23 protein-coding genes and 2 tRNA genes are annotated in these 26,766 nt (G+C 50.7%); 15 read left to right on the top strand and 10 right to left on the bottom strand.

The annotated features are described in order from the left end of the window. The first annotated feature begins 252 nt into the window (after positions 1-252). Together clpS and clpA are read left to right on the top strand one after the other, a co-directional pair. Complete coding sequence (clpS, locus tag ACFQO0_RS02225; protein WP_382232416.1) at positions 253-561, top strand: ATP-dependent Clp protease adapter ClpS; 309 nt, start codon at positions 253-255, stop codon at positions 559-561. Then, positions 558-2,861 (top strand): ATP-dependent Clp protease ATP-binding subunit ClpA, encoded by a 2,304-nt coding sequence (clpA, locus tag ACFQO0_RS02220; protein WP_382232415.1) that lies wholly within the window; start codon positions 558-560, stop codon positions 2,859-2,861. Before clpS ends, clpA begins: the two co-directional genes overlap by 4 nt. A gap of 96 nt (positions 2,862-2,957) precedes the next feature. Here clpA and ACFQO0_RS02215 read toward each other — a convergent pair whose 3' ends face one another. The 3 genes from ACFQO0_RS02215 to aat form a co-directional block, all read right to left on the bottom strand. Then, positions 2,958-3,998 (bottom strand): quinone-dependent dihydroorotate dehydrogenase, encoded by a 1,041-nt coding sequence (locus ACFQO0_RS02215; protein WP_382232414.1) that lies wholly within the window; start codon positions 3,996-3,998, stop codon positions 2,958-2,960. A 90-nt stretch (positions 3,999-4,088) separates the two neighbouring features. Then, a complete protein-coding gene (locus ACFQO0_RS02210; RefSeq protein ID WP_382232413.1) occupies positions 4,089-4,838 on the bottom strand; it encodes an arginyltransferase in 750 nt (249 codons plus the stop codon). Positions 4,839-4,918: 80 nt separating this feature from the next. After that, on the bottom strand, positions 4,919-5,650 hold the full coding sequence (aat, locus tag ACFQO0_RS02205) for a leucyl/phenylalanyl-tRNA--protein transferase (protein ID WP_382232412.1): 732 nt from the start codon (positions 5,648-5,650) through the stop codon (positions 4,919-4,921). Positions 5,651-5,831: 181 nt separating this feature from the next. Between aat and ACFQO0_RS02200 the strand changes: the two genes are divergently transcribed. Further along, a complete protein-coding gene (locus tag ACFQO0_RS02200; protein ID WP_382232411.1) occupies positions 5,832-7,034 on the top strand; it encodes an ammonium transporter in 1,203 nt (400 codons plus the stop codon). A 50-nt stretch (positions 7,035-7,084) separates the two neighbouring features. Here the strand turns inward: ACFQO0_RS02200 and ACFQO0_RS02195 are convergent, their stop codons facing one another. Then, a complete protein-coding gene (locus tag ACFQO0_RS02195; RefSeq protein WP_382232410.1) occupies positions 7,085-7,681 on the bottom strand; it encodes an NUDIX hydrolase in 597 nt (198 codons plus the stop codon). Between the two features lie 140 nt (positions 7,682-7,821). Here ACFQO0_RS02195 and ACFQO0_RS02190 point away from each other — a divergent pair. The 9 genes from ACFQO0_RS02190 (at position 7,822) to typA (ending at position 19,490) form a co-directional block, all read left to right on the top strand. Then, a tRNA-Met gene (locus ACFQO0_RS02190) sits at positions 7,822-7,898 on the top strand. Between the two features lie 160 nt (positions 7,899-8,058). After that, positions 8,059-8,952, top strand: coding sequence for an SMC-Scp complex subunit ScpB (scpB, locus tag ACFQO0_RS02185; protein ID WP_382232409.1), 894 nt, complete (start codon positions 8,059-8,061; stop codon positions 8,950-8,952). Next, complete coding sequence (gene rluB / locus ACFQO0_RS02180) at positions 8,930-10,570, top strand: 23S rRNA pseudouridine(2605) synthase RluB (RefSeq protein ID WP_382233989.1); 1,641 nt, start codon at positions 8,930-8,932, stop codon at positions 10,568-10,570. Before scpB ends, rluB begins: the two co-directional genes overlap by 23 nt. 300 nt (positions 10,571-10,870) lie before the next feature. Continuing rightward, complete coding sequence (gene rimP, locus ACFQO0_RS02175) at positions 10,871-11,359, top strand: ribosome maturation factor RimP (protein WP_382233987.1); 489 nt, start codon at positions 10,871-10,873, stop codon at positions 11,357-11,359. Then, the gene (gene nusA, locus ACFQO0_RS02170; RefSeq protein ID WP_382232408.1) at positions 11,356-12,915 is read left to right on the top strand and encodes a transcription termination factor NusA; all 1,560 of its coding nucleotides are present in this window, start codon (positions 11,356-11,358) and stop codon (positions 12,913-12,915) included. Before rimP ends, nusA begins: the two co-directional genes overlap by 4 nt. Positions 12,916-12,964: 49 nt before the next feature. Then, positions 12,965-15,769 carry a translation initiation factor IF-2 gene (gene infB, locus ACFQO0_RS02165; protein ID WP_382232407.1) on the top strand — a complete coding sequence of 935 codons (2,805 nt, stop codon included), beginning with the start codon at positions 12,965-12,967 and terminating at the stop codon, positions 15,767-15,769. A 218-nt stretch (positions 15,770-15,987) separates the two neighbouring features. Continuing rightward, positions 15,988-16,374 carry a 30S ribosome-binding factor RbfA gene (gene rbfA, locus ACFQO0_RS02160; RefSeq protein ID WP_382232406.1) on the top strand — a complete coding sequence of 129 codons (387 nt, stop codon included), beginning with the start codon at positions 15,988-15,990 and terminating at the stop codon, positions 16,372-16,374. Positions 16,375-16,502: 128 nt separating this feature from the next. Further along, positions 16,503-17,447, top strand: a complete 945-nt coding sequence (gene truB / locus ACFQO0_RS02155; RefSeq protein WP_382232405.1) for a tRNA pseudouridine(55) synthase TruB — start codon at positions 16,503-16,505, stop codon at positions 17,445-17,447. Positions 17,448-17,651: 204 nt separating this feature from the next. Beyond that, a complete protein-coding gene (typA, locus tag ACFQO0_RS02150; protein WP_382232404.1) occupies positions 17,652-19,490 on the top strand; it encodes a translational GTPase TypA in 1,839 nt (612 codons plus the stop codon). Between the two features lie 201 nt (positions 19,491-19,691). Here the strand turns inward: typA and aptA are convergent, their stop codons facing one another. Then, positions 19,692-21,014, bottom strand: a complete 1,323-nt coding sequence (gene aptA, locus ACFQO0_RS02145) for an omega-aminotransferase AptA (RefSeq protein WP_382232403.1) — start codon at positions 21,012-21,014, stop codon at positions 19,692-19,694. Positions 21,015-21,263: 249 nt separating this feature from the next. Between aptA and dusA the strand changes: the two genes are divergently transcribed. The 3 genes from dusA to ACFQO0_RS02130 all read left to right on the top strand — a co-directional run bounded on the left by dusA (position 21,264) and on the right by ACFQO0_RS02130 (position 23,768). Further along, the gene (gene dusA, locus ACFQO0_RS02140; protein WP_382232402.1) at positions 21,264-22,277 is read left to right on the top strand and encodes a tRNA dihydrouridine(20/20a) synthase DusA; all 1,014 of its coding nucleotides are present in this window, start codon (positions 21,264-21,266) and stop codon (positions 22,275-22,277) included. 295 nt (positions 22,278-22,572) lie between these two features. Further along, on the top strand, positions 22,573-23,022 hold the full coding sequence (locus tag ACFQO0_RS02135) for a BON domain-containing protein (RefSeq protein WP_382232401.1): 450 nt from the start codon (positions 22,573-22,575) through the stop codon (positions 23,020-23,022). Positions 23,023-23,222: 200 nt separating this feature from the next. After that, positions 23,223-23,768 carry a DUF421 domain-containing protein gene (locus ACFQO0_RS02130; RefSeq protein ID WP_382232400.1) on the top strand — a complete coding sequence of 182 codons (546 nt, stop codon included), beginning with the start codon at positions 23,223-23,225 and terminating at the stop codon, positions 23,766-23,768. Positions 23,769-23,887: 119 nt separating this feature from the next. On the opposite strand, the gene ACFQO0_RS02125 is transcribed toward ACFQO0_RS02130, so the two are convergent. From ACFQO0_RS02125 to ybgF, 5 genes are all read right to left on the bottom strand, one after another. Next, on the bottom strand, positions 23,888-24,028 hold the full coding sequence (locus ACFQO0_RS02125; protein WP_304932154.1) for an entericidin A/B family lipoprotein: 141 nt from the start codon (positions 24,026-24,028) through the stop codon (positions 23,888-23,890). Between the two features lie 196 nt (positions 24,029-24,224). Next, entirely contained in the window at positions 24,225-24,569 is a 345-nt protein-coding gene (locus tag ACFQO0_RS02120) for an ElaB/YgaM/YqjD family protein (protein WP_382232399.1), read from the bottom strand. 84 nt (positions 24,570-24,653) lie between these two features. Then, a complete protein-coding gene (locus ACFQO0_RS02115; RefSeq protein WP_382232398.1) occupies positions 24,654-25,025 on the bottom strand; it encodes a hypothetical protein in 372 nt (123 codons plus the stop codon). A gap of 672 nt (positions 25,026-25,697) precedes the next feature. Continuing rightward, a tRNA-Lys gene (locus ACFQO0_RS02110) sits at positions 25,698-25,773 on the bottom strand. Between the two features lie 255 nt (positions 25,774-26,028). Continuing rightward, positions 26,029-26,766, bottom strand: a complete 738-nt coding sequence (ybgF, locus tag ACFQO0_RS02105; protein WP_382232397.1) for a tol-pal system protein YbgF — start codon at positions 26,764-26,766, stop codon at positions 26,029-26,031.

The raw sequence follows: 26,766 nt of genomic DNA, 5'->3' as shown, positions 1-26,766 counted from the left end.
CTCACTTCATATTGACTGCCAATGTTGTCAAGCACGTCAATAAAACTCATTCTTTACGTAAAAAATATAAAAGTCAAGATTTTTTGATGGCGTATTTACAAGTATATTTCGGCAGTGCAAAACACCAGCTCTTGAATTTCCGAAATTGATCGTCATCTGCGTCATCAGAAGAAAACGCGTAAGATTTAAATTAATTTGTTTCTCTGTTCTTCTGGGCATTGTGCACACGGTCGAACGTATTAGAATAGACCTATGGCAATTAAGCATGATGATGGTACGGTCCTTTTGCGGCAAGAGCAAAAACTCAAGCCGCCGTCTATGTATCAGGTGTTATTGCTGAATGACGATTACACGCCAATGGAATTTGTCGTGATGGTTCTTCAGGAATACTTTAGTAAAGATCGTGAGACAGCAACGCAAATCATGCTCATGGTTCACCGCGACGGAAAAGGTATTTGTGGCGTGTATCCGAAGGATATTGCGTCTACGAAAGTTGAGCTGGTTTTGAACCACGCCCGAAAAGCAGGGCACCCCCTGCAGTGCGTGATGGAGGAAGTATGATTGCGCAGGAATTGGAAGTCAGTTTGCACATGGCCTTTGTCGAAGCGAGACAGGCGCGCCATGAATTCATCACTGTTGAGCATTTGCTCTTGGCACTGCTGGATAATCCATCGGCCGCTGAGGTGTTGCGTGCTTGCGCGGTGAACATCGATGATCTTCGGAAAACGCTGACTAATTTTATCGGCGATAACACGCCAACAGTCCCCGGCGCCGCAGAAGTTGATACTCAACCTACACTCGGTTTTCAACGCGTGATTCAACGTGCGATTATGCACGTCCAGTCAGCGTCCAATGGCAAGAAGGAAGTAACCGGCGCAAATGTGCTGGTTGCGATCTTTGGCGAAAAAGATTCGCACGCCGTGTATTACCTGCACCAGCAAGGTGTGACCCGCCTCGACGTCGTGAACTTTATTTCGCACGGTGTGCGCAAAGATCAACAGATCGATGCACAGAAAAGTTCGGAAGGCGCGGAAGATGCGCCTGTGGCAGAAGGCCAGCAAAAAGAAAGTGCACTTGATCAGTTCACACAGAATTTGAACAAGCTTGCGAGCGAAGGCAAGATCGATCCGCTGATTGGTCGTGAAGGTGAAGTCGAGCGCGTGATCCAGACTTTGTGCCGTCGCCGCAAAAATAATCCCTTGCTCGTCGGCGAAGCCGGTGTCGGTAAAACCGCAATCGCCGAAGGCCTCGCTTGGCGCATTACGCAAGGCGATGTCCCTGAGGTGTTGCAGAATGCGGTCGTCTATTCACTGGATATGGGCGCGTTGCTGGCCGGTACAAAGTATCGCGGCGACTTCGAACAACGTCTGAAAGCGGTATTGAAGCAGCTGAAAGACAATCCAAACGGGATTCTTTTCATCGATGAAATCCATACAATCATCGGTGCCGGTTCGGCATCGGGCGGTACGCTGGACGCATCTAATCTGCTCAAGCCTGCACTTTCCAATGGCCAGTTGAAATGCATCGGTGCGACCACGTTCACAGAATTCCGCGGCGTGTTCGAAAAAGACCATGCCTTGTCACGTCGCTTCCAAAAGATCGATGTGAACGAGCCTACGGTTGAGCAAACCATACAAATTTTGCGTGGTTTGAAATCCCGTTTCGAGGAACATCATGGTGTGAAGTATTCGGCATCAGCGCTGACGTCGGCTGCAGAGCTGGCTGCGCGTTTTATCAATGACCGTCATTTGCCTGACAAGGCAATCGACGTGATCGATGAAGCGGGTGCTGCACAACGTATCCTGCCGAAATCGAAGCAGAAGAAAACCATAGGCAAGGCTGAAATCGAAGACATCATTTCGAAGATAGCGCGTATTCCACCGCAAACGGTCAATCAGGATGATCGTTCGAAATTGCAAACCATCGATCGCGACTTGAAAAACGTCGTGTTCGGTCAGGATCCTGCGCTCGAAGCTTTGGGTTCGGCGATCAAGGTTGCACGTGCTGGTTTGGGCAAAACTGATAAGCCTATTGGTTCCTTCCTGTTCTCCGGTCCGACCGGTGTGGGTAAAACCGAAGCCGCAAAACAGTTGGCCTTCATCATGGGCATCGAGCTGATTCGTTTCGATATGTCCGAGTACATGGAACGTCACGCAGTCAGCCGTTTGATCGGTGCGCCTCCGGGTTATGTCGGCTTTGATCAAGGTGGTTTGCTGACCGAAGCGATAACCAAAAAGCCGCATGCTGTTCTGCTGCTCGATGAAATTGAAAAAGCGCATCCGGATATTTTCAATATCCTGCTGCAGGTGATGGATCACGGCACGTTGACTGATAACAATGGTCGCAAGGCGGACTTCCGTAATGTGATAATCATCATGACAACCAATGCCGGTGCCGAAAGCCTGCAGAAACGCACTATCGGTTTCACCGAGAAGAAGGAAGCCGGCGACGAGATGGCAGATATCAAGCGTATGTTTACGCCTGAGTTCCGCAATCGTCTGGATGCGATCATCAGCTTCCGTGCGCTGGACGAGGAAATCATCTTGCGTGTGGTGGACAAGTTCCTGATGCAGCTGGAAGAACAATTGCACGAGAAAAAAGTGGAAGCTATCTTTACCGATAATCTTCGCAAATTCCTCGCCAAGAAGGGCTTCGATCCGCTCATGGGCGCACGGCCTATGTCACGTCTGATACAAGACATGATACGCAAGGCGCTGGCAGATGAATTGTTGTTCGGCCGTCTGGTGAGTGGCGGTAAGGTCACAGTTGATCTGGATGAAAATGAGCAGGTTAAGCTGGACTTTAGCGAAGGTGATCCTACGCCTCCCGCCGCGGCGCCAGAAACGGTAGAAGTGGAATAGCCATCCCGCTGAAAATCAAAAAGCCCGAACCATGAATGTGGTTCGGGCTTTTTCAATTGCGCGGGTAATGAGTTTCACGGCTGGCTCCGGATATTTTTACTTTACGCGTAAAGCGGCAGCACATTCCTTGATCAAAGCCGGGCCACGATAAATCAAGCCTGTATATAGCTGTACCAGCGATGCGCCTGCAGCGATCTTGGTTTGGGCATCTTCGCCTGACAAAATTCCACCAACGCCTATGATGGGCACGGCGTCGCCCAGTTCCTTCTTCAGCGCGCGAATCACGATATTTGATGCTTCGAAAACAGGTGCGCCGGACAGGCCTCCGGCCTCTTCCGCATGCTTCATGTTCTTTACTGCATCGCGGTTGATTGTCGTATTGGTAGCGATGACGCCATCCATCTTGTGACGCAACAATGCCTGTGCAATGGTCTGGATTTGTTCAGAATCAATATCAGGAGCGATCTTCAAGGCAATCGGAACATAACGTTTGTGCTGATCCGCCAGACGTTGTTGCGCTTCTTTAAGTTGCGACAGCAATGCGTCGAGTTCGGAGGCACCTTGCAATTGCCGCAGATTCTTTGTGTTCGGGGACGAAATGTTAATCGTCACATAGCTGGCGTATTGATAGACCTTTTCCAGACAGATCAAATAATCGTCGACCGCACGCTCAATGGGCGTGTCTGCATTCTTGCCGATATTGAGTCCGAGTATGCCTTCCTGGTTTTGATAGAAACGCGAGGCTTGCACATTGGAGACAAAGGTATCGACGCCACCGTTGTTAAAGCCCATGCGGTTAATGATGGCGTTTGCCTGCGGCAGACGGAACATGCGCGGCATAGGGTTGCCTGGTTGCGCCCGCGGAGTCACAGTGCCGACTTCGATAGAGCCAAAACCCAGCGTCGCCAAACCATCGATGTAGGCGCCGTCTTTATCCAGCCCGGCAGCGAGCCCAACGGGATTAGGGAAAGTAATGCCCATTACTGTACGCGGATCGCTTGGCGGTTTGGCAATCGACGCGGTCAGTCCTAGTGCCGCAGCACGGCGCAGAGCGGGCAAGGTCAGGTTATGAGCAGCTTCCGGGTCAATGGCAAATAACAGAGGGCGAGCGAGGGCGTAGAGAAGTTTTTCAGACACGATGGAAGTCAGGTTGTTGAGTCAGAGTTAGGGTATTCAGAGTTGCCACGGTAAAAATCTGACGTGCGACAACGCTGAAGTGCGGGCATTTTAACGCGGGCTTGGGGAGAGCACCTCATCCAGAGCTTGCCATTCGCCCTGTTGTAGCCCTTCCAGCGGCTGGAAATTTTGTTTGTACGACATTTTTTGGCTTTCCTTGATCCAGTAACCGAGATAAACATAGGGCATTTGCAGCAGCCTGGCCTGTTCAATTTGCCACAGTACATTGTAGGTGCCGTAGGAGGCGTTTTTCTCGTCGGGATCGTAAAAAGTATAGACAGAAGAAAGTCCATCATCGAGTACATCGATAATGCTGACCATGCGCAATATGGCATCCTCGCCACGGAACTCCACCAGTCGCGTATTTACTTTGCTTTGCAATAGAAATTGGGCGTATTGATCGCGGCTATCCTGATCCATGCCACCACCTGCATGTCGCGCGGCTTGGTAACGCAAATAGAGATCGTAATGTTCGCTTGAATAGGCCAGCTTGGTGACGGAAGGCTGCAGCTTGCCATGACGAGTTTGCGCACGCTTTTGACTGCGATTCGGCACAAACTCATTTGCCTTGATGCGAACGGGAGTGCATGCCTGACATCCATCGCAGTACGGGCGGTAAGTAAAAATTCCGCTGCGACGAAATCCATTCTTGACTAATTCGCTGTAGACGTCAGCGTTGATCAAATGTGAAGGGGTAGCAACCTGCGAGCGCGCCTGCCTTCCATCCAGATAGCTGCACGGATAAGGTGCTGTTGCATAAAACTGGAGGGTAGAGAACGGTAGTTCTTTGGGATGCGTCATGGCTATGGCGTAGGCAAATTCGATGACTCGATTGGACTCTTTTACTTTATATCAGACAGATGGTGCGATGTAAGTGCATTTCAATCTACTTTCAATACAGGGATTGGTTTCCAGTCCTTGATTTGCGGCGCAGCAATTGCCTGTCGCAAGCGCGCAATAAATGCCGAGCGCGGGATTGGGGTCGCTCCCAGTGACGCCAAATGCGCGGTTTGCTGTTGGCAGTCTATCATCGAAACTCCCCGGCTTTTCAGGAATTGAATGAGATAGGAGAGCGCAATTTTGGATGCATCTGTTACGCGGGTAAACATCGATTCACCATAAAACATCGTCCCTATGCTCACACCGTAGGCGCCGCCAACCAGTTCGCCGTCCAGCCAAACTTCGGCTGAATGTGCATAGCCTTGCTTATGCAGGCCGGCATAACCTGCAATGATGTCCTCGGATATCCACGTGCCGGCTTCGCCGTTACGTGGGGCAGCACATGCGCGCATGACATCTTCAAAGGCTTGATCGAAACTGACTCGCCAGCGTCCGTTTGACTGCATGCTGCGATGGATGTTTTTCAAGGTCTTTTTCAGGCTGGAAGAAATTTTAAAATCATCCACAAATAACACCATGCGTGGATCCGTACTCCACCACAAAATGGGTTGCCCTTCGGAGAACCAAGGAAAAATTCCGTTTCGGTAAGCTTGCAGCAGCCTTTCAGGAGACAGATCAGCTCCTGCCGCGAGCAAACCCGCCGCGCCATCGGCTTCGGTCAGCGCGCTGGATACATTGGGAAACGGCTCGTCCTTCTCTAGCCACGGAATCATTGTGTTTCCCCATTTTGATACGTAATTTTGCGCAATTTTAGTGCGAAAAACTGGTGCCTTTTGGTTTTCAAAAAATTACCTTTTAAAATCATTGACTTACAAAAATCACCAAAATGGAACGATTTTTGCTTTTATGGTGCGCTAATTTATTTAACCGCACACTGATTGGGAGATTTTTTGCATGGACGCACTTAAAAGCGGCACTGATGCATTGTTTATCATGCTGGGGGCCATTATGGTTTTGGCGATGCATGCCGGCTTTGCTTTTCTTGAACTTGGGACGGTACGCAAGAAAAATCAAGTCAACGCGTTGGTCAAAATATTAGTCGATTTCGCAGTTTCTACAATTGCCTATTTTTTTGTTGGTTACAGCGTTGCCTACGGCGTGAGTTTTTTCGGCAGTGCCGAGGTACTGACCCAGCGCAATGGTTTCGAGCTGGTAAAATTCTTCTTTTTGTTGACGTTTGCCGCAGCGATTCCAGCCATTATTTCTGGTGGAATTGCCGAGCGTGCGCGTTTTCATCCGCAGTTATTGGCAACAGCTTTGATTGTGGGCCTGATTTATCCGTTGTTTGAAGGCATTGCATGGAATCAGCATTTCGGTATTCAGGCATGGTTACAAGCTACTTTTGGCGCGCCGTTTCATGATTTTGCAGGTTCGATAGTAGTGCACGCAGTCGGTGGCTGGATTGCTTTGCCTGCGGTCTTGCTATTGGGTGCGCGACGCGGACGTTATACGAAGGAGGGAACGATTGCGGCGCATCCGCCTTCCAGTATTCCATTCCTCGCACTCGGTGCCTGGATACTGACCGTGGGCTGGTTCGGCTTTAATGTGATGAGTGCGCAGACCATGGAAAATATGAATGGTCTGGTAGCAGTGAATTCATTGATGGCGATGGTGGGCGGCACATTGGCCGCATTCATCGCAGGCAAGAATGACCCTGGTTATGTACATAACGGCCCGCTGGCTGGCTTGGTAGCCGTGTGCGCCGGTTCTAATCTGATGCATCCGATGGGCGCATTGGTGACGGGCGCCATTGCAGGTTTCATTTTTGTTTGGATGTTCGGTCTTACGCAGAATAAATGGAAGATCGATGACGTATTGGGGGTATGGCCTTTGCACGGTTTGTGTGGCGCGTGGGGTGGTCTGGCTGCCGGAATTTTTGGCTTGAAGGCTTTCGGTGGGTTGGGTGGCGTCTCGTTCATGTCCCAGTTGCTGGGTACCGGACTCGGCATCGCGATCGCGTTGGCAGGTGGAACGCTGATATACGGCACATTGAAATTGACGATGGGGATACGTCTGGATGCAGAGCAGGAATTCAATGGCGCAGATTTATCGATCCACAATATTAGTGCCACGCCTGAGCGAGAAACTTATTGGTAATTGTTAGATATGAAGATAACGGCGCATTCAATGCGCCGTTATTGCAATGACTAGTCGATGTTTATGGCTTCCGGATATGTTGCTGGTTTCAAGATATCGTGTATATGAAAACCGTAGCCTTCGCCTTTGGAACCTGCCAGCCGTGCTGCATGATCGGCTAGAAAGAATTTCAAGGTATGGCTGACGGTTTGAAATGCAATCTCGTCCCACGGAATTTCATCCGCAGCAAACATTCTCACCTCCAGACTCTCAACTCCTGCTTCGTAGTTCAGGTCCAGCAAGGTAGCCCGGTAGAACATGTGGACCTGATGTACATGCGGTACATTTAATAGTGAAAAGAGTTCGTGCAACTGAATGTTTGCGCCAGCTTCTTCAACGGTTTCCCGTATTGCTGCTTCGCTTGTAGTCTCATTGTTTTCCATGAAGCCGGCTGGCAATGTCCAATAGCCGTGACGCGGTTCGATGGCGCGCTTGCACAGAAGAATACGCATGTCGCCATCCTCGTCCCATACCGGAATTGAGCCGAGAACCATCTTTGGGTTCTGATAGTGAATGGCGCCGCAATGACTACATACATAACGCGGGCGATTGTCGCCATCCGGGATGGTTAGTGAAACGGGGTGAGCGCACTCGGAACAAAATTTCATGGGAAATAAAATCGTTTAAAACATTCGGTATCAGGGTTGTTGCGAGCTGTGTTGCAAGTCAAGAAGTGTATCACCGAGTAAAGTATCTGCGATTAAGATTGCTTTGCGCGCAGATACTCTATATACTTCATATCTTCAGACGCGGGGTGGAGCAGTCTGGCAGCTCGTCGGGCTCATAACCCGAAGGTCGTAGGTTCAAATCCTGCCCCCGCAACCAAAGTCTTACAAGTCTTATATAATCCCGCCCATCATTACATCTCCTCTAAACGGGCGTCGGACAGCAATATCAACTGGTTCTCTAACCGGATAGCGATCATAAGATCCTGTCGTTGAATATAATTTTGCACCTTGCAACTAAACAGTCGTAAAAATCGTAAATGAATATTGCTGAGGCGAAGAAGATCCTCGAAACGGCGCTACTTTGCGCTCACGAGCCACTGTCTATCAACGACATGCGCAAGCTTTACGTCGAGACGAGTGAAGCAGAAATCCAAATCGATAACGATGCCATCAAGCAAATGCTTGAAGAGCTGAGCGAAGATTGGGCGGACAAGGGGATAGAGGTCGTCAGCTTGTCGACTGGCTGGCGTTTCCAGAGTCGTCCGGAGATGAAGATTTATCTGGAAAGACTGAATCCGGAAAAGCCACCGAAGTATTCGCGAGCAACCCTCGAAACTCTCGCCATCATTACGTATCGTCAACCGGTTACGCGTGGCGATATCGAAGAAATTCGCGGCGTGACGGTCAATTCGCAAACTATCAAGATGCTGGAAGATCGTGGTTGGATTGAATCGATCGGACATCGCGATGTACCTGGTCGTCCAGCATTGTTTGCGACGACTAAACATTTTCTGGATGACCTTGGTTTAACTTCTCTGGATCAATTGCCGCCATTGCAGCAAGTTGAGAAGGGCGATATGCAGGGCGACGTATTGCTGGAAATGCAAACGCTGGAAGCGGAAATACAAGCCCACCTGGATCAGACCGCGATCGATTTTGCTGAGTCAGAATCTCAGTCTGTCCACGCTCAAACTGATGCGGTTCAAACTGAAATTGATGCCGCTGGTATCCATACTGAAGGCAGCACGACTGAACTTTCTGTCGTAGATGAAGACCTAAACGGCAACGAAGAAATAATAACGAATACAAGTGCAATCCCGGTTTCGGCTTCCGAAGCCACACCCTCCGACGCGGCGCCTGACTTGACGGTTGTTGACGTCGAAAGTCAAGACAACCAAGAAGTGAATGATGAATCGCCCAACGAAAAATAGTACCCCTGATACGCCGATCAATGATGCATCGCCTACAGAGCATGCAGATCGACCTGTGACTGAGCAAAATACTGCAAGTCCCGATGGAAATGATGCGGGCAAACCTGTAAAGCGCGGTTTGCGCGGTCCGCGCACTTTGCGACGTGCTCGTAACGCGCCACGCACTGGCCCGCTCAATCAAGACAACAGCCCCGTGCCTAGCGTTAGTGCAGAAGGTTCTGCGGCGCAAGCTGGATCGTCGCCGGATGTCTCTGCTTCAAGTGATGCGCGCATGGAGCGTACCCCTCGTCGTGATGATCGTCAGCCGGGAGCCAGAGGTCCGCAAAAACCGCGTGGAAAATCCAGCAACGCAAGCAATGCAGGCCCAAATCGGGGCGGCAAGCCCTCATCCAGAGGGGGGGATGCGGACGAAGTATTTTCTTTTGTCACATCCGACGGTTTTGATACGTTCGCCGGCGCAGACGATACCGCCGGTGGCAAGCGCCGTCAGGAACAGAAAACCGTACGCCGCGATTTAACTGCGGATGATGATGCGCCAAAATTGCACAAGGTCCTGGCAGAAGCCGGACTCGGCTCGCGACGCGATATGGAAGAGTTGATCATCGCCGGCCGTGTTTCGGTCAATGGCGAGCCAGCACACATAGGCCAACGCATTTTGCCTACCGATCAGGTGCGCATCAACGGCAAATTGATTCAACGAAAAGTCAGCAACAAGCCGCCGCGTGTCTTGGTGTATCACAAACCGGCCGGTGAAATTGTCAGTACCAACGATCCGGACGGCCGCCCATCCGTGTTCGAGCGTTTGCCGACCATGAAAGCAGCGAAATGGATTGCGGTCGGTCGACTCGATTTCAATACCGAAGGTTTGCTGCTGTTTACAACTTCCGGTGATCTGGCGAATCGCTTGATGCATCCGCGCTACGGCATCGACCGCGAATACGCGGTGCGTACTTTGGGCGAGTTGGAAGAAGGCATGCGCCAAAAGCTGTTAGCGGGTGTTGAACTGGAAGACGGCCTTGCGCAATTCTCGAAGATCGCCGACGGCGGCGGAGAAGGCGTGAATAAATGGTATCGCGTCATCATTGGCGAAGGTCGTAATCGCGAAGTGCGTCGCATGTTCGAGGCAATTGGTTTGACGGTGTCGCGTCTGATTCGTACGCGTTATGGCGCGCTTACTTTACCAAAAAACCTCAAGCGCGGACGCTGGGAAGAAATGGAAGAGCACGCTGTTCGCGATTTGCTGGCAGTCAGCGGGCTGGAGAAAAAATCTGTTGAGGGTGCGCCTAAAGGTCGCGCTGGAGCGGGTGATCGCCAAAACGGCAATCGTGCTCCACGCATTGATAATGGCATGGGTCAACAACCGCGCAGCCCTAGTCAATGGGGTGCAGGGCAAGGTCAGGGGCGTCCGCAAGGACAAAATCCTGGCAAGCCGGGCGGACGCCAAGGTCAGCCGCGTAGCCGTCAGCCAGACCCTTTGCAAACTTCGCTTGGATTTCCGGGTATGGGTCAGCCACGTCGCAGCAGCGGTCCAAATCGCGGTCCGAATAGCAATGGCCCATCGCGCGGTAATGGTCCGCAAGGTGGTCAAGGCGGGCCGCGCCGTCGCTCTAAAATCTAATTTTGTATCGTTCAGACTGCCGGCCTGATGGCTGGTAGCGCTGTACACGATTCGATTGTTGGCTGCCCAAATTACTGGTCGCAAGGATTCCTGCATTGCGGTGCACAAGGTAATCAACTATAATTCGGCAGTTAACAAAGGTCGCCAGCCAAATACTTATGTTTTTGGCATTGAATTTGGTGGTCAGAATGATAAAAAAGATGGGCAGATGCCCATTTTTTTTTTGTTGAACAGTTTGCGTTGTTGTATTCAATTTCGGTTGCTGGTATAGCCGATATTGACGTTATTCGGAGAATTCCTTTGCTGTTGTCGGCGTTGATAGAAAAAACCGTGGTTGGCATGGGTTATGAGCTGGTCAATTTTGAGCAGGCAGCCCGTGGTTTGGTGCGCGTGTACATAGACTTTACGCCGGAAGACGCGGCGGAAAAAGGATCGATCACGGTAGAAGACTGTGAAAAGGTCACTCACCAGTTGCTACATGTATTGACGGTTGAAAACGCCAATTATGAACGTCTGGAAGTGTCGTCGCCGGGTTTGGACCGGCCGCTGAAGAAGTTATCGGATTATGTTCGTTTTATCGGTGCCGAGGCACTCGTAAAATTGCGTTTGCCGATGCCGAACGCGGCTAATCGCAAGTCGTTCCAGGGTATTTTGCTGGAGCCGGTGGGCGAAACTCTGGCGTTGGAATTTGAAGGAAACGAGGGGCCGGCGAAGCTTGAATTTACGCTCGCTGATGTAGACAAGGCACATTTGGTGCCGAAAGTGGATTTTAGGAGTCGCAAAGCATGAGTCGCGAAATTTTACAGTTGGTTGATGCGCTTGCGCGCGAAAAAAACGTCGAAACAGATATCGTCTTCGGCGCCTTGGAACATGCGCTCGCGCAAGCCACCAAAAAACGCTATGAAGGCGATGTCGATATCCGCGTATCCATTGATCGCGAAACCGGTGCGTTTGAGTCATTCCGTCGCTGGCATGTAGTGCCCGATGATGCAGGCCTGCAATTGCCTGATCAGGAAATTCTTCACTTTGAAGCCAAGGAACAAATTGGCGATATCGAAGTGGATGACCATATCGAAGAGCCGATTGAATCGGTGGAGTTCGGTCGTCGCTTTGCACAAGACACCAAACAAGTTGTATTGCAGCGTATTCGCGATGCAGAGCGTGAGCAGATTCTGGCCGACTTCCTGGAACGCGGCGATTCGCTGGTAACTGGTACCATCAAACGCATGGAACGTGGCGACGCGATTGTCGAATCCGGCCGTATCGAAGCACGTTTGCCACGTGACCAGACAATTCCAAAAGAAAATCTGCGTATCGGCGATCGCGTTCGTGCCTATATTTTACGCGTCGACCGCAATGCACGCGGCCCGCAAGTCATCTTGTCTCGTACTGCACCAGAATTCATCATGAAATTGTTCGAGCTCGAAGTGCCTGAGATCGAACAAGGTTTGCTGGAAATCAAATCGGCAGCACGCGACGCAGGTGTACGTGCCAAGATTGCTGTGTTCACTGCAGACAAGCGTATCGATCCTATCGGTACCTGTGTCGGCATGCGCGGCTCGCGCGTCCAGGCTGTGACTGGCGAACTTGGCGGCGAACGTGTTGATATCGTGTTGTGGTCGGAAGATCCAGCGCAATTCGTCATCGGGGCACTGGCACCGGCGAATGTTTCCTCCATCGTTGTCGATGAAGAAAAGCATGCAATGGACGTGGTTGTCGACGAAGAAAATCTCGCGATTGCAATCGGTCGCGGCGGTCAAAACGTGCGCCTTGCCTCCGAATTGACCGGCTGGCAAATCAACATCATGACGGCGGAAGAGTCTGCTGATAAATCGCAGCTCGAAACCGCAGCCATTCGCATCCTGTTCATGGAAAAACTCGACGTTGATCAGGAAGTCGCTGACATCCTGGTTGACGAGGGCTTTGCCTCGCTGGAAGAAATTGCCTACGTTCCTATCAGCGAAATGCTGGATATCGAATCCTTCGACGAAGACACCGTCAACGAGCTGCGCAACCGCGCACGTGACGCACTGGTGACTGAAGCAATTGCATCCGAAGAAGGTCTGGAAGGCATGGACGAGGCACTCGCGAACTTTGAAGGTATGGATCGCGTCGTTGCCGGCAAGCTTGGCCTGGCCGGGATCAAAACGCTGGAAGCTTTTGCTGCGTTGGCATATGACGAATTCGGTGCAATTCTGGCCTTGTCCGCAGACCGCGCACGTCAATTGATTGAAACTGAATTTGCAGATGTGACAGACGAAGAGATGAAGCTCATCGATGCCAAATACGATGATCACGCCAAGGCGCTTCAAGCCAAGGTGTGGAGCCTCGCGGAAGCGAAATAATCCACGAAGGTTGTTTACATCTAACGTGTCATATAGAAAAGAGGACTGAATGGCGAGTAACAACGTAGCCCAATTTGCCACCGAGCTCAAGATGCCAGCAGATGTACTGCTTACGCAACTGCGGGATGCTGGCGTCGAAAAAAGTTCCACGGCCGACGAGTTATCCAAGACTGACAAGGACAAGCTCCTTGATCACCTGCGCCGTGCGCATGGTGTTGCGCCTGACGCAGAGAAAAAGAAAATCACGCTGACCCGCAAGGAAACCACCGAGATCAAGCAGGCCGATGCCACTGGCAAGTCGCGCACGATTCAGGTCGAAGTTCGCAAGAAACGCACTTTTGTGAAACGCGATGAACCGACAGTTGAAGAAGCGCCGGTAGTTGCCGCTGCCCCCGTCATTGACGAAGCTGAAGTGGAACGTCGCGCCGAAGAGTCGCGCCGCCATGCAGAATTGATGGCGCGTCAGGAAGCTGATTTGCGCGAAAAACAAGATCGCCTTGCCAAGCTGGAAGCTGAAAAAGAAGCACAAGCCAAAGCTTTGAAAAAAGCCGAAGTCGACGCGCAAAAAGCAGAAGCTGATAAACCGGTTGAAGCTAAAGCAGACGAATCTGCCGGCGAAGAGAAAAAACGTATTGCGGCAGAAGAGAGCAAGAAAAAAGCTGCGCAAGTAGCCAAGGATGCGGCCAAGGAAGCAACTGAAAAAGCTGCTGCGACGGAAGTCGCGCGCAAAGTGGTGGCTGACGAAGTTGCACAGATCAAGGCCATGATGAATGCGCCGCGTCGTGCAATCAAGGCACCAGAGCCAGTCGCTCCGGTAGCCAAACCTGCAGCCGAAGGCACCTTGCACAAGCCGGCCGATAAAAAGCCTGGCGAGAAAAAAGACGAAAAGAAACCTGCTGTCACCGCAGACAAGAAGTCGATCAAATCGGCCAATGTCTCATCGACCTGGCAGGATGACGCGAAAAAACGCGGTGCCGGCATCAAGACGCGCGGCAATACCGGCGGTGGTCGTGATGGCTGGCGCGCAGGCCCTAAAGGCCGTCGTCCATCGCATCATGACGATCGCGAAAGCAATTTCCAGGCGCCGACTGAAGCCGTTGTAAAAGACGTGCATGTGCCGGAAACGATTACCGTTGCTGAATTGGCGCACAAAATGTCTGTCAAGGCATCCGAAGTCATCAAGCATTTGATGAAGCTCGGCCAGATGTGCACGATCAACCAGGTACTCGATCAAGAAACAGCAATGATTCTGGTCGAAGAAATGGGCCACACGGCACACGCAGCCAAACTGGATGATCCAGAAGCATTGCTGGAGATCGGTGAAGAACATGCTGATGTGGAATCGTTGCCACGTGCACCGGTTGTCACTGTCATGGGTCACGTCGATCACGGTAAAACATCGTTGCTGGATTACATACGTCGCGCCAAGGTTGCGTCCGGCGAAGCGGGTGGTATTACACAGCATATCGGCGCTTATCACGTTGAAACACCGCGCGGCATGATCACCTTCCTCGATACACCAGGCCATGAAGCATTTACGGCTATGCGTGCACGCGGTGCGAAAGCAACCGATATCGTGATTCTGGTGGTTGCTGCAGATGATGGCGTGATGCCGCAAACCAAAGAAGCGATCGCACATGCGAAAGCTGCCGGTGTGCCTCTGGTCGTGGCGATCAACAAGATCGACAAGCCGGGTGCCAACATGGATCGCGTCAAGCAAGAACTGATCGCTGAGCAAGTTGTGCCGGAAGAATACGGTGGCGATTCGCCGTTCGTTCCTGTCTCCGCCAAAACCGGTGAAGGCATTGATGCATTGCTCGAGCAGGTATTGTTGCAAGCTGAAGTGCTGGAGCTGAAAGCGCCTGTCATTTCACCTGCGCGTGGTTTGGTAGTCGAAGCCAAGCTCGATAAAGGTCGCGGCCCGGTTGCCACGATTCTGGTTCAGTCAGGTACTTTGCGCCGCGGCGATGTCGTGTTGGCGGGTTCGGCTTATGGTCGTGTACGTGCAATGCTGGACGAAAACGGCAAGAGCATTAGTGAAGCCGGTCCATCGATTCCAGTCGAGATTCAAGGTTTGACCGAAGTGCCGAACGCTGGTGAAGAAGTCATGGTCATGGCTGACGAACGCAAAGCGCGTGAAATCGGTTTGTTCCGTCAAGGCAAATTCCGTGACGTCAAGCTGGCGAAACAGCAAGCGGCGAAACTCGAAAACATGTTCGAGAACATGGGCGAGGGCGAAGTCAAGAACCTGCCTATGATCATCAAGACCGACGTACAAGGTTCGCAAGAAGCGCTGGTTGGCTCGCTGCAAAAACTGTCGACCAGCGAAGTGCGTGTGCAAGTTGTGCACGCAGCGGTGGGCGGTATTTCCGAGTCTGACGTCAACTTGGCGGTCGCCTCGAAAGCGGTCATCATCGGCTTCAACACGCGTGCTGATGCTTCGGCTCGTAAATTGGCGGAAGCCAATGGCGTTGATATTCGTTACTACAACATCATTTACGATGCAGTAGACGAAATCAAGGCAGCGATGTCCGGTATGTTGTCTCCAGAGAAGCGCGAACAAGCCTTGGGTCTGGTCGAGATTCGCCAGGTTATTCTGGTCAGCAAAGTCGGCGCGATTGCCGGTTGCTATGTGCTTGAAGGCTTGGTACGTCGTGGTGCATCGGTACGCTTGCTGCGTGATAACGTAGTGATTTGGACCGGTGAACTGGATTCGTTGAAACGCTTCAAGGATGATGCAAAAGAAGTCAAATCCGGCTTCGAGTGCGGCTTGACCCTGAAAAACTTCAACGACATCAAAGAAGGCGATCAACTCGAAGTCTTCGAAGTACAAGAAATCGCACGTACGCTTTAATACGGACTTGCGGTCACGGCGATAACTGCGTTGCTTCGCCTTGCCGTACATTCGTACTGTCTGCGGCTTTGCGCCTTGTTCTCACCGTGACAGCAAATCCGTGTCGGTTTGAAATTTGCTAGAGCAGATCACAGTTTTATCATGATCGCATCGGCCGGCTTCCCTGCTTGCCGATGCGAAATTACTTTAGCTTTACCGTTGTATCGAAAAAATAGTTTATGGCCAAACACAGTAAATCCATCCCCGGACGCGGCTTGCGCGTTGCAGATCAGATCCAGCGCGATCTGTCTGAAATTGTCGCGTTTGAATTAAAAGATCCGCGCGTCGGGATGATCACGATTACCGAAGTGCAAGTTACGCCTGACTATGCGCATGCCAAAGTGTTTTTCACGATGCTCAGCGATAACAAGGACGAGATCAAGAACACGGTATCGGGCTTGACTGCAGCATCCGGCTATATGCGCGGCCAGCTCGGTCACCGCTTGTCGATTCATACCTTGCCGCAACTGCATTTCGTGCATGACACATCGACTGCGCGCGGCATTGAAATGTCCAAGTTGATCGATGAAGCCAACGCAACGCGCGCCAAGGATGCGGAAGACTGATCTTCCCGCAGCAGGGCTGGTTGCTGCAGCCGTTGTAAAGATAGGCATTTATTCCTTTTATTTTTGCGTCATATCAGACGGATAGCAAGTCTGAGCTGCCTCCATCGCATTTCCCTCCCGCATTCATCATGGCCACAATTCCCGTCAAAAAAAAACGCGTGCCGGTTCATGGCGTTTTGCTGCTCGATAAACAAGTTGGCGTATCCAGCAACGATGCCCTGATCAAGGCAAAGTGGTTGCTGAATGCAATGAAAGCCGGGCATACGGGTACGCTGGATCCATTTGCGACCGGCTTGTTGCCGCTTTGTTTTGGCGAGGCGACCAAGTTCGCGCAGGATTTGCTGGATGCCGACAAGACGTATGAAACGGTCGTGCATCTCGGGCTCACCACCAATACCGGCGATACCGAAGGCGACGTCATCGATACCCGCGAGGTCAATGTCAGCCAGGCGCAAATCGATGCGGTACTGGCCCGGTTCCGCGGCGATATCATGCAGGTGCCGCCTATGTATTCCGCGCTCAAGCGCGACGGCAAACCTTTGTATGAATATGCGCGCGCCGGCATCACGCTGGAACGCGAAGCGCGTCCGGTAACTATCCATTTGCTGGAGTTCGTTGATTTTCAAACACCGTATCTGACCTTGCGCGTGCGCTGCAGCAAAGGCACCTACATACGCGTGCTGGGCGAAGATATCGGTGCCGCCCTTGGATGCGGTGCACATTTGAACGCCCTGCGCCGGATTCAAGTGGGAGATTTGTTGATAAACAAGGCGATCACAATTGAAGAGATCGCAAGCAAAGATGCCGAAGCCCGTCTTGCTGCCCTGGCACCTGTCGATGCATTGCTGACATCGTTTCCTGCGCTCTATTTATCCGACGAACTGGCCAAACGATTCTTGCATGGGCAAAGATTGGCCTTGGGAAAAGAAGATATTGTTTTGCCTGAAGGTCAGGGCAGGATGCGTATTTATCGTCAATGCGATGGACAATTGCTGGGCACCGGATTGATGCAGGAATACAGCATACTGGCACCTGAGCGCCTGATTTCTACTGTACAAACTACTGCAATTTAATCCCTATCAGAAGCTTGAGTTTTCATTCAAGCAATAATTTTTCCGCCACTACGCCTGGCATTTTTGGGTGCCGTGGTCATCAAACCGTCATAAAAATTCGCAGCAACTCCTTGAAATATCAAGCTTTTCCAAAGGTTGGCAGGGCTTGCTGTGCTATAATCTGCGGTTTTCCAAATTCAGCACCACCAACCGTAAAAACCGACTATGTCAAACTCAAAACGCGCTATTCGTAACATTGCCATCATCGCCCACGTTGATCACGGCAAAACCACGCTTGTTGACCAATTATTGCGTCAATCAGGCACTTTCCGTGACAACCAGCAGGTCGATGCCCGCGTGATGGACTCGAACGACATCGAAAAAGAACGTGGCATCACGATCTTGTCGAAAAACTGCGCGGTTGAATACAAGGGCACACACATCAACATCGTCGATACTCCAGGCCATGCCGATTTCGGCGGTGAAGTGGAACGTGTTCTGTCGATGGTTGATAGCGTGTTGTTGCTGGTCGATGCGCAAGAAGGCCCGATGCCGCAAACGCGTTTCGTGACACGCAAAGCCTTGGCACTGGGTTTGAAGCCTATCGTTGTCGTCAACAAAATCGACCGTGAAAATGCTGATCCGCAAAAAGCAGTCAACGCGACTTTCGAATTGTTCGACAAGCTCGGCGCAACTGATGAGCAACTGGATTTTCCTATCGTTTACGCATCAGGTTTCAAAGGCTACGCTGGCTTGGTAGATTCCGTACGCGAAGGCAATATGGAACCACTGTTCGACGCGATCCTGGAACACGTTCCAGCGCGTGAAGATGATCCTGATGCGCCTTTGCAATTGCAAATTACATCGCTGGAATATTCTTCTTACGTCGGCAAAATCGGCGTTGGCCGTATCCTGGCTGGTCGCATCAAAGCATTGCAAGATGTGGTGTGGATGAATGGTCCTGAAGACAAACCTACCAAAGCACGTATTAACCAAGTCCTGACATTCAAAGGTCTGGATCGCGTTCTGGTTGATGAAGCATTGGCTGGCGACATCGTATTGATTAACGGTATTGAAGAAATCAGTATCGGTACTACGATTTGCGCACCAGATACTCCGAACGGCCTGCCAATGTTGAAGGTCGATGAACCTACCCTGACCATGAACTTCATGGTTAACAACTCGCCTTTGGCGGGTCGTGAAGGCAAGTTCGTTACCACGCGTCAAATTCGTGACCGTCTGGAAAAAGAATTGAAAGCCAATATGGCTTTGCGCGTTGTCCAATCGGAAGAAGATGATTCGACCTACGAAGTGTCAGGTCGTGGCGAATTGCATCTGACCATTCTGATCGAAAACATGCGTCGCGAAGGCTTTGAAATGGCTGTGTCGCGTCCTCGCGTTGTGTTCAAAATGGTGGATGGCGTACGCCATGAGCCGTTTGAAAATCTGACGGTTGACGTCGAAGAAGCCAACCAGGGCGGCGTGATGGAAGAACTCGGTCGTCGTCGTGGCGATCTGCAAAACATGGAACCGGACGGCAAAGGTCGTGTGCGTCTGGAATACCGTATTCCTGCACGTGGCCTGATCGGCTTCCAGGGCGAATTTATGACGCTGACACGCGGTACCGGCTTGATGAGCCACGTGTTCGACGAGTATGCACCAGTAGATAACACCAAGGGCGAGCTCGGTGGTCGTCGCAACGGTGTACTGATTTCGCAAGATGACGGCGCAGCTGTTGCTTACGCAATCTGGAAACTGCAGGATCGCGGCCGTATGTTTGTCAGCCACAACGATCCAGTGTACGAAGGCATGATCATCGGCATTCACTCACGTGATAACGATCTGGTTGTGAATCCGATCAAGGGTAAGCAGCTGACCAACGTTCGTTCGTCGGGTACCGATGAAGCGGTGCGCCTGGTTCCACCTATCGAAATGTCGCTCGAATATGCAGTTGAATTTATCGACGACGACGAACTGGTTGAAGTAACACCTAAGAGTATTCGTCTGCGCAAGCGTTTCTTGAAAGAACACGAGCGTAAAAAAGCAGGTCGCGACGCCGCATAATTTTCAGTAGTTTCGATTTTCTGCGATACGTTGGTTAACACTTTGCATCGCAGAAATCGAAAAGCCCGCTGATTCCATGACCATATCGGTCATCAGAATCAGCGGGCTTTTTCCATGGTGCGCACTGTTTGCAGGGTCATCAATGCGATGCGATCTTCATCGCGTGCTGCAGCGACGATGTTAAGAATTAATATCGCAGCTTTATTTGATCGATTTCAAAAGGTCGGCGATGCTGCTGAACATCTGATCGATCTGCGCCTTGTTGATGATTAATGGCGGTGACAGCGCAACGACATCCGCCGTGGTGCGAATTAACAAGCCCTTGTCCCAGAAAGCCTGGTTGAACAAGTCGTAGGCGCGTGCGCCCGGTTTGCCGGATATGCCTTCCAGTTCGATCCCGCATACCAATCCAAGATTGCGTATGTCTTTGACTAAAGGCAGGCCTTTCAGGCTATGTGCGGCGTCTTCAAAGTAGGGCGATATTGCGGCAGCTCGTTCGAACAGTTGCTCTTCCTTGTAAACCTCCAGGGTGGCGATCGCCGCTGCGGCGGCCACCGGATGGCCGGAGTAGGTATAGCCATGGAAGAATTCAATGGAGTCTGCTGGCGCTGCCTCCATGAGGGTATCGTGTATCGCTTGTTTAACGATGACGGCACCCATAGGTACGGTTGCATTGGTCAATCCTTTGGCACAAACGATCATGTCAGGTTTGACCTTGAAATAGTCGGCGCCGAATGCGGTACCCAAACGTCCGAAAGCGGTAATGACTTCATCGAAAATCAGCAGGATGCCGTGTCGATCGCAGATCGCCCGGATTTTCTCCAGATAGCCCGCTGGCGGCACAATCACACCCGTCGAGCCTTGCAATGGTTCAAGGATGACGGCCGCGACGGACGATGGATCATGCAACGCGAGCAGACGTTGTTCGAGTTCATCTGCCATCTCGGCACCGTTCACTGGCAAGCCGCGCGAGTAGGCATTTTTTTCAAGATTGAGTGGATGACGAATATGATCAGTCGCGGCGAGGCCGGGGCCGAACTGCTTGCGATTGGCAGCAATGCCACCCACTGCGATGCCACCAAAACCGACACCGTGATATGCGCGCTCGCGTCCTACCAATCGGGTGCGGCCTGCATTGCCGCGTGCGCGGTGATAAGCCAGTGCGATTTTCAATGCAGTGTCTACGCCTTCAGAACCATCGTTGCAAAAGAAAACGCGATTCATGCCGTCCGGTGCAATTTCTGCCAATGCCGCCGCCGCTTCAAACGCCTTGGGGTGACCCATCTGGAACGTGGGTGCAAAATCCATCACAGCGACCTGCTTTTGCACGGCTTCGACGATCTTGGGGTGGCAGTGGCCAGCGTTTACGCACCATAAGCCCGCTGTGCCATCTAGAATCTTGCGTCCATCATCAGTGGTGTAATACATGCCCGCTGCAGAGACCATCAAACGCGGCTTTTCCTTGAACTGGCGATTGGCGGTGAATGGCATCCACAAGTGCGAGGTATCGAGGGCTTTGGTCATGGGCACGATGCTTCCATAAAGTGATGAAGATAATGGTAGTACGTTTGCGCAAGGTATGAAAGCGAGCGTCATCAAGAGTGCACCTCCGAATGCGGTATGGCGCTTCACCTTGGAGCCAGGTCGGACCGAATCATGTCAGTACGCGCAATCTTGCGTATACTTCGTCCTGTTACGTAAGTTGGCTGTTTTCCGGCTTTTTCGCCTTCCGATATGCAGAGTTTATAATTTTTCACATGATTGTCAGTGGTAATGAAACCAGATAACATTTTTTCTCGCCGTATCTCTGTCGCTCCCATGATGGACTGGACGGATCGCCACTGCCGCATGTTTCATCGGCAGATCAGCCGTCACACCTGGCTGTACACAGAGATGGTGACGACCGGTGCCTTGTTGCATGGGGACGTGCCGCGTCATCTGGATTTTAACGATGAAGAACATCCGGTTGCCTTGCAGTTGGGCGGTAGCGAGCCGCTGGATCTCGCGAAGTGTGCCAAGCTTGGTGAGCAATGGGGCTATGACGAAGTCAATCTGAATTGCGGTTGCCCTTCGGAGCGCGTGCAAAAGGGCGCGTTCGGTGCGTGTCTGATGAGCGAGGCAACACTGGTAGCCGATTGCGTCAAGGCGATGCGTGATGCCGTGCAGATCGATGTAACCGTCAAGCACAGGATAGGCATTGATGACATAACTTCATACGATTTTGTGCGTGACTTTGTTGGTACCGTTGCCGATGCTGGCTGTAATACTTTTATTGTTCATGCACGCAATGCGATCCTTAAAGGTTTGAGTCCAAAGGAAAATCGCGAGATACCACCTTTGCGCTATGAGTTTGCACATCAATTGAAAAAAGATTTCCCTGCTCTGGAAATTATCATCAATGGCGGTTTCAAAACAGTGGAAGAAATCGACGCGCATTTGTTGCACGTGGACGGCGTAATGATAGGGCGCGAGGCTTATCACAATCCGTTCCTGATGACGTCCTTCGATGCACGCTACTACAACGATACGACCGTGCCAAAAACGCGGGCAGAAGTATTGCATGCGATGATTCCGTATATTCATTCTCAGCTTGAGAAGCACGGCAAGAGTGAAAAGGGTGGCGGTTTAAAGTTGAACAGCATTACACGTCACATGCTGGGTTTGATGGCGGGGCTGCCGAATGCGCGTGCATTCCGTCAAATCCTGTCCGACTCGAAGAAACTGGCCCTTGGCGATCCAGATCTGTTACTGCAGGCATTGGCGCGCATGCAACCGATAGCGGCATAAATCTCTGTCTGAGGTTGTGACTATCGCGACACAGGATTTGTAATTTCTCCCAAAATTTTATTTATACGAACTGTAATTTCTACAGATCGTGTAAATAATGCTCATTTGTATTTCTTTTGGCTTAACAATAATTTTTGTTGAGAACCTTCTGGAAATAATGTGGTCAAGAAGATAACCGATTATGTTTTTAAGCATAGCTTTAAGGCAAGTCGGATTTTATTCCAGTTCCACATGAAATTTCCGCTTCCGCAGTGATGAGTGGAACGGGTGTTTCCAATTCCCTGAAAGGAAAATAATGATGAAAACATTGCCTAATAATTCCCGCGTTGTTCTTGCTGCCGCTGTGTTGACGGTTTTATTTGCAACGGGTTGCGAGCGTCGCACGGAAACAGATCCTGCAACCGGCTCAACGCCGCCCGTAGAATCGCCAATGGCGACGCCAAGCGCACCGCCTGAAACCGCACCTGCAGCGCCTGCGCCAGTGGTGCCGGCTGATAAGATGTCCAGTGGCGATCAAATGCCAGGTAGCGTGGTGGATGACACTGTAATCACTACTAAAGTGAAAACTGCGTTGCTCGCCGATTCCGACGTTAAAGGCTTGGACGTAAATGTGGATACCTCCCAAGCAGTAGTTACGCTCAGTGGTGCCGTCAACAATCAAACCCAGATTGATCGCGCCGGCAAACTCGCGACTGATGTGGCTGGCGTGAAGTCAGTCATCAATAATCTCACTATCAAAAAATAACGGCTGGCGTGTTCTGTTACTTATTGGAATCGCCCCAGTACTGAAATTTTTTGATGTATGAAGTTTTATGCTGACATCGACAGACACCGAATATTTATTCGCTTTGCTCGATCTTTTGCATGGCTCTGCTCGTTGCAGAGCCATGCAAACATATTACTGGTGAATAGTGCGGCGCATTCAGGGCTCTGCAAGAGGGCGCAATGCAGACATTTCTTAGCATTGATTGGGTAGGACTGTTCACTTTAAGTGTTCCGGTATCGGAAATGATGGTGCGCGGAACGGCAATCTATTGGTTCTTGTTTATCGTTTTTCGCTTTGTTATTCCGCGTGATGTAGGTGCGATAGGTATCGCCGATATCCTGATCCTGGTCATTATTGCTGACGCTTCGCAAAATGCGATGTCCGGTGACTATAAAACCATTACCGATGGCATGGTTCTTATTGCCGTTTTAGTGGCTTGGAATCTTGTGTTTGACAGACTTGCTTATTATTTTCCCTCATTCAGACGATTTGCGACGCCTGCGTCTTTATGCCTGGTGAAAGACGGTCATATCTTGAAGCGCAATATGCGGCGCGAGTTCATTACCGAGGATGAGCTGTGGAGTCATTTGCGTATGGAGGGGGTACAGTCTCTTGCAGAGGTGCGCACTGTCTATCTGGAGTCAGATGGCGGATTCAGCGTGATCAAAAAAGAAGGTGGCGATCATCATAATCCGCACAGTCCTTCGCGATCTGAAAGTATGTGACCCTAAGCTGTTATGTAAATGTTGGATAGCCAGTCTGCGTGGAAGGTAAAAATTACTTGCGGTGCAGACGTAAAAAAAGCGTGAATTTCTTCACGCTTTTTTACGAGGCAAAGGACTTATTAGTTCTTTGCTTTAACTGCAGCGTCTTGTACTTTTTCGCCGCCACGTTCTACATCTTTGCCTGCACCTTGGATGGTGTTACAAGCTGACAGTCCAACGCTCATTGCGACGAGACACATAATGGAAATAATTTTTTTCATGGAATTTTCCTTTCAGGTGAGTGGATAAGCGTAGAACGCCTCCTTTATTTTTCCAGTAATGATTTCTGGAAAACGTTCGCGTCGCTTTTCCTTGACTGGTCAAGCAACTTGATAGTTGGACAATCGTTTGCCAAAAAGTTCATTCAATCAATGTTATGAAGCAATTCATGAATGAAATCACGGCGGCCATATCCCATTATTTGCGGCTGATAATCACACCGAGCAGGGTGCCGAAGCCTACCGCGAGAGCGATCGACTGCAGTGGCCTCTCTTTGACGTAACCGGTGGTGACTTCTACGCCATGATGAAATTGACGGCCGGCTTCTACCGCCATACCTTTAGCCGCAAACCGCAGGGAACTAAACTTTGCCAAAATGCGTTCCTGCGCATCATGCAGTTCTGTATCCGTCAATTCGGCAGCATGACCAAGGAGAGTATCGAGATCTGCTTTCAGTGTTTGCAAGTCTTCGCGTAACGTGGCCGTCGAAGTTGTCGTTTGATTGGCGCTACGGGCTGTTACGGTGGATGTGTTGGAGCTCATGAGGATTCCTTTAGGGTAGTGGCGATTAACAAAGCAGGCTGTTGCTGATGGACTTGTATTCAAACTCACGCAATGAACAGACGCTCAAGGCCAAGGTGCTGGGCTGACACTGACATATTGTGGGCCAGCGTCCTCGGGTTCGGGTATAGCAGCGTTGCGCGCGCCTATATCAAAATCCCGTTTGGTTACTGCGGCAATTTCTTTCCTTGCGACATCAAAATCACGGCTGGTCGGCGGAGTATCCTTGTCGGGCCAATTGGCAATCGCCCATACCGTGAATTCCTCAAAACGTCGCTTCAATTCGTTTGAAAATGCTGCGTGTTCGTCATGAATATTCATGGTGACTTCCCCTTTTGAGTGAATCGCAAAATCAGCGTCAAATTGCTGATATATGTTCAGACCACAACAATCTGCAATGATTCGTTCGGGGGAGGTAATTATTTGCGTAAATTTCAAGATTGCCGACCTGATAACAGAATTGCCGCAACTTGATATACGCTGAGCGACAAATTGGAATGTATTCCTGTCATGGTATCTGTTAAATCTTGCTGCGCTACGATGGGCATATAGCGCTGGTCAGAGACAGTTTTTATCGCAGCCTTTCTACGGTCACTTTCTTCCACATCGCGTTATTCTGCCGATTTTCATATTTTTTTACCGCTTCTTTCATCGAACATGGACGGTGGTGTTTTCCTTCAGACGGCGGTTCTATTCAACGAGTATATGGACGAGACAATGGCCGCCGCGGTTTTAGTTCCTCAAAGTTTTGCCCAATATCGATGGGATATTGTGAGGGCCTTAGTATCCACAGAAGGATAAGGCTGCTGTGATCGACATCTGGCCATGGTGGTTCGCTTGTCTGTCACGTTATCATTTTCCTGGAGCAGAGCAAAAGGAATGCGGCTACAACGAAGCGATGGCCATGAAATTCATACAAAATGTTGGGGTGGGAAGAAGTGGTACTTGGATAGGATTTGATTTGCGCAATGGAGGATAGACGCAGTGGATAAATTCTTTAAGGCGTCAGTAATTCACCACTAATATTGCCGCAACCTTCGCATGTCATTTTGTTTGTGGACATAAAAAAAGGACCTCCATAAGGAGGTCCTTTTTTACTACTGCTATTCGTGGTAGGCCGTGCGGGATTCGAACCTGCGACCAACGGATTAAAAGTCCGCTGCTCTACCAGCTGAGCTAACGACCCGAAAGAAAGCTATTATAGAGAACACTTATGACCTCTGTCAATCACATCGCTGCTTTTTATCTAAGTTTATTCACGCAACCTGAATCTCAGAATTTTCCAGCATGTGCGTTCACTATAAGCGGGAGAAAATTCCCCGGATTTTCTTAAGAACGCAAAAAAATCGCCCGGGTTAGCGGGCGATTCGATATGCGATCTTGAAAAAAGTCGGCGTTTCAATTTGATGACTGCATCACATGATGCGTGCAGTCATTTGGATTATTTGAAATTGGCGAGACGTTCTTTCGCGGTCTGTGCTGCTGGCGCATTGGGGTACTGGGCAACCAGTGATTCCAATGTTTTTTTCGCAGCACTGCGATCCTTGAGCTCCGTATACGAGCTGGCAATGTTCAACAAGGCATCTGCACCCTTTGGATTGCCCGGATATTTTTTCAGCAAGGCTTGCTGTGCGGCGATCGCATTTTTGTAATCGCGTTGTGCGTAGTAAGCATTGCCTATCCAGTACTGAGCGGATGGAGCGTAGCCAGACTGCGGGTAGCGTTGCAGAAATTCGGCAAAGGCAGTGCCGGATTTTTTGTAATCGCCGGCCTTGAACAGAGCCAGTGCATTGTCGTATATCCGTTGCTCGGATAACTCAACTGTCGCATCCTTGCCATCAATGGCGACCACTTGCGGTTCAAGTTTACGCAGACGATTATCGAGATCGACGTAAAAATCTTTTTGACGTTGCTGGATATTTGCGACTTCATTCGACAATACTTCGATCTGACCGTTGAGTCGGGAGATCTCCTGGCGCAGCTGGTCGTTTTGATTGGATAACTCGATCATCGCAGTTGAATCAGCCTTGCTTTGCTGCAGGCTGTCGACCTTGGTACGTACATCGAGAATCGCGCGACGTGCTTCGTCATCACCAAATAGTGCCGCATGCGCTGACAGCGACGCACATGAAAATGCGGCCATCAAGGCCGCAATCAGGGTTCTTTTAATCATTGCCAT

Source organism: Herminiimonas aquatilis (assembly GCF_042665175.1).
GTDB lineage: Bacteria > Pseudomonadota > Gammaproteobacteria > Burkholderiales > Burkholderiaceae_D > Oxalicibacterium > Oxalicibacterium aquatilis.
Note: the sequence above shows the minus strand (reverse complement) of the source record. Positions and strands in the feature narration are given on the sequence as shown.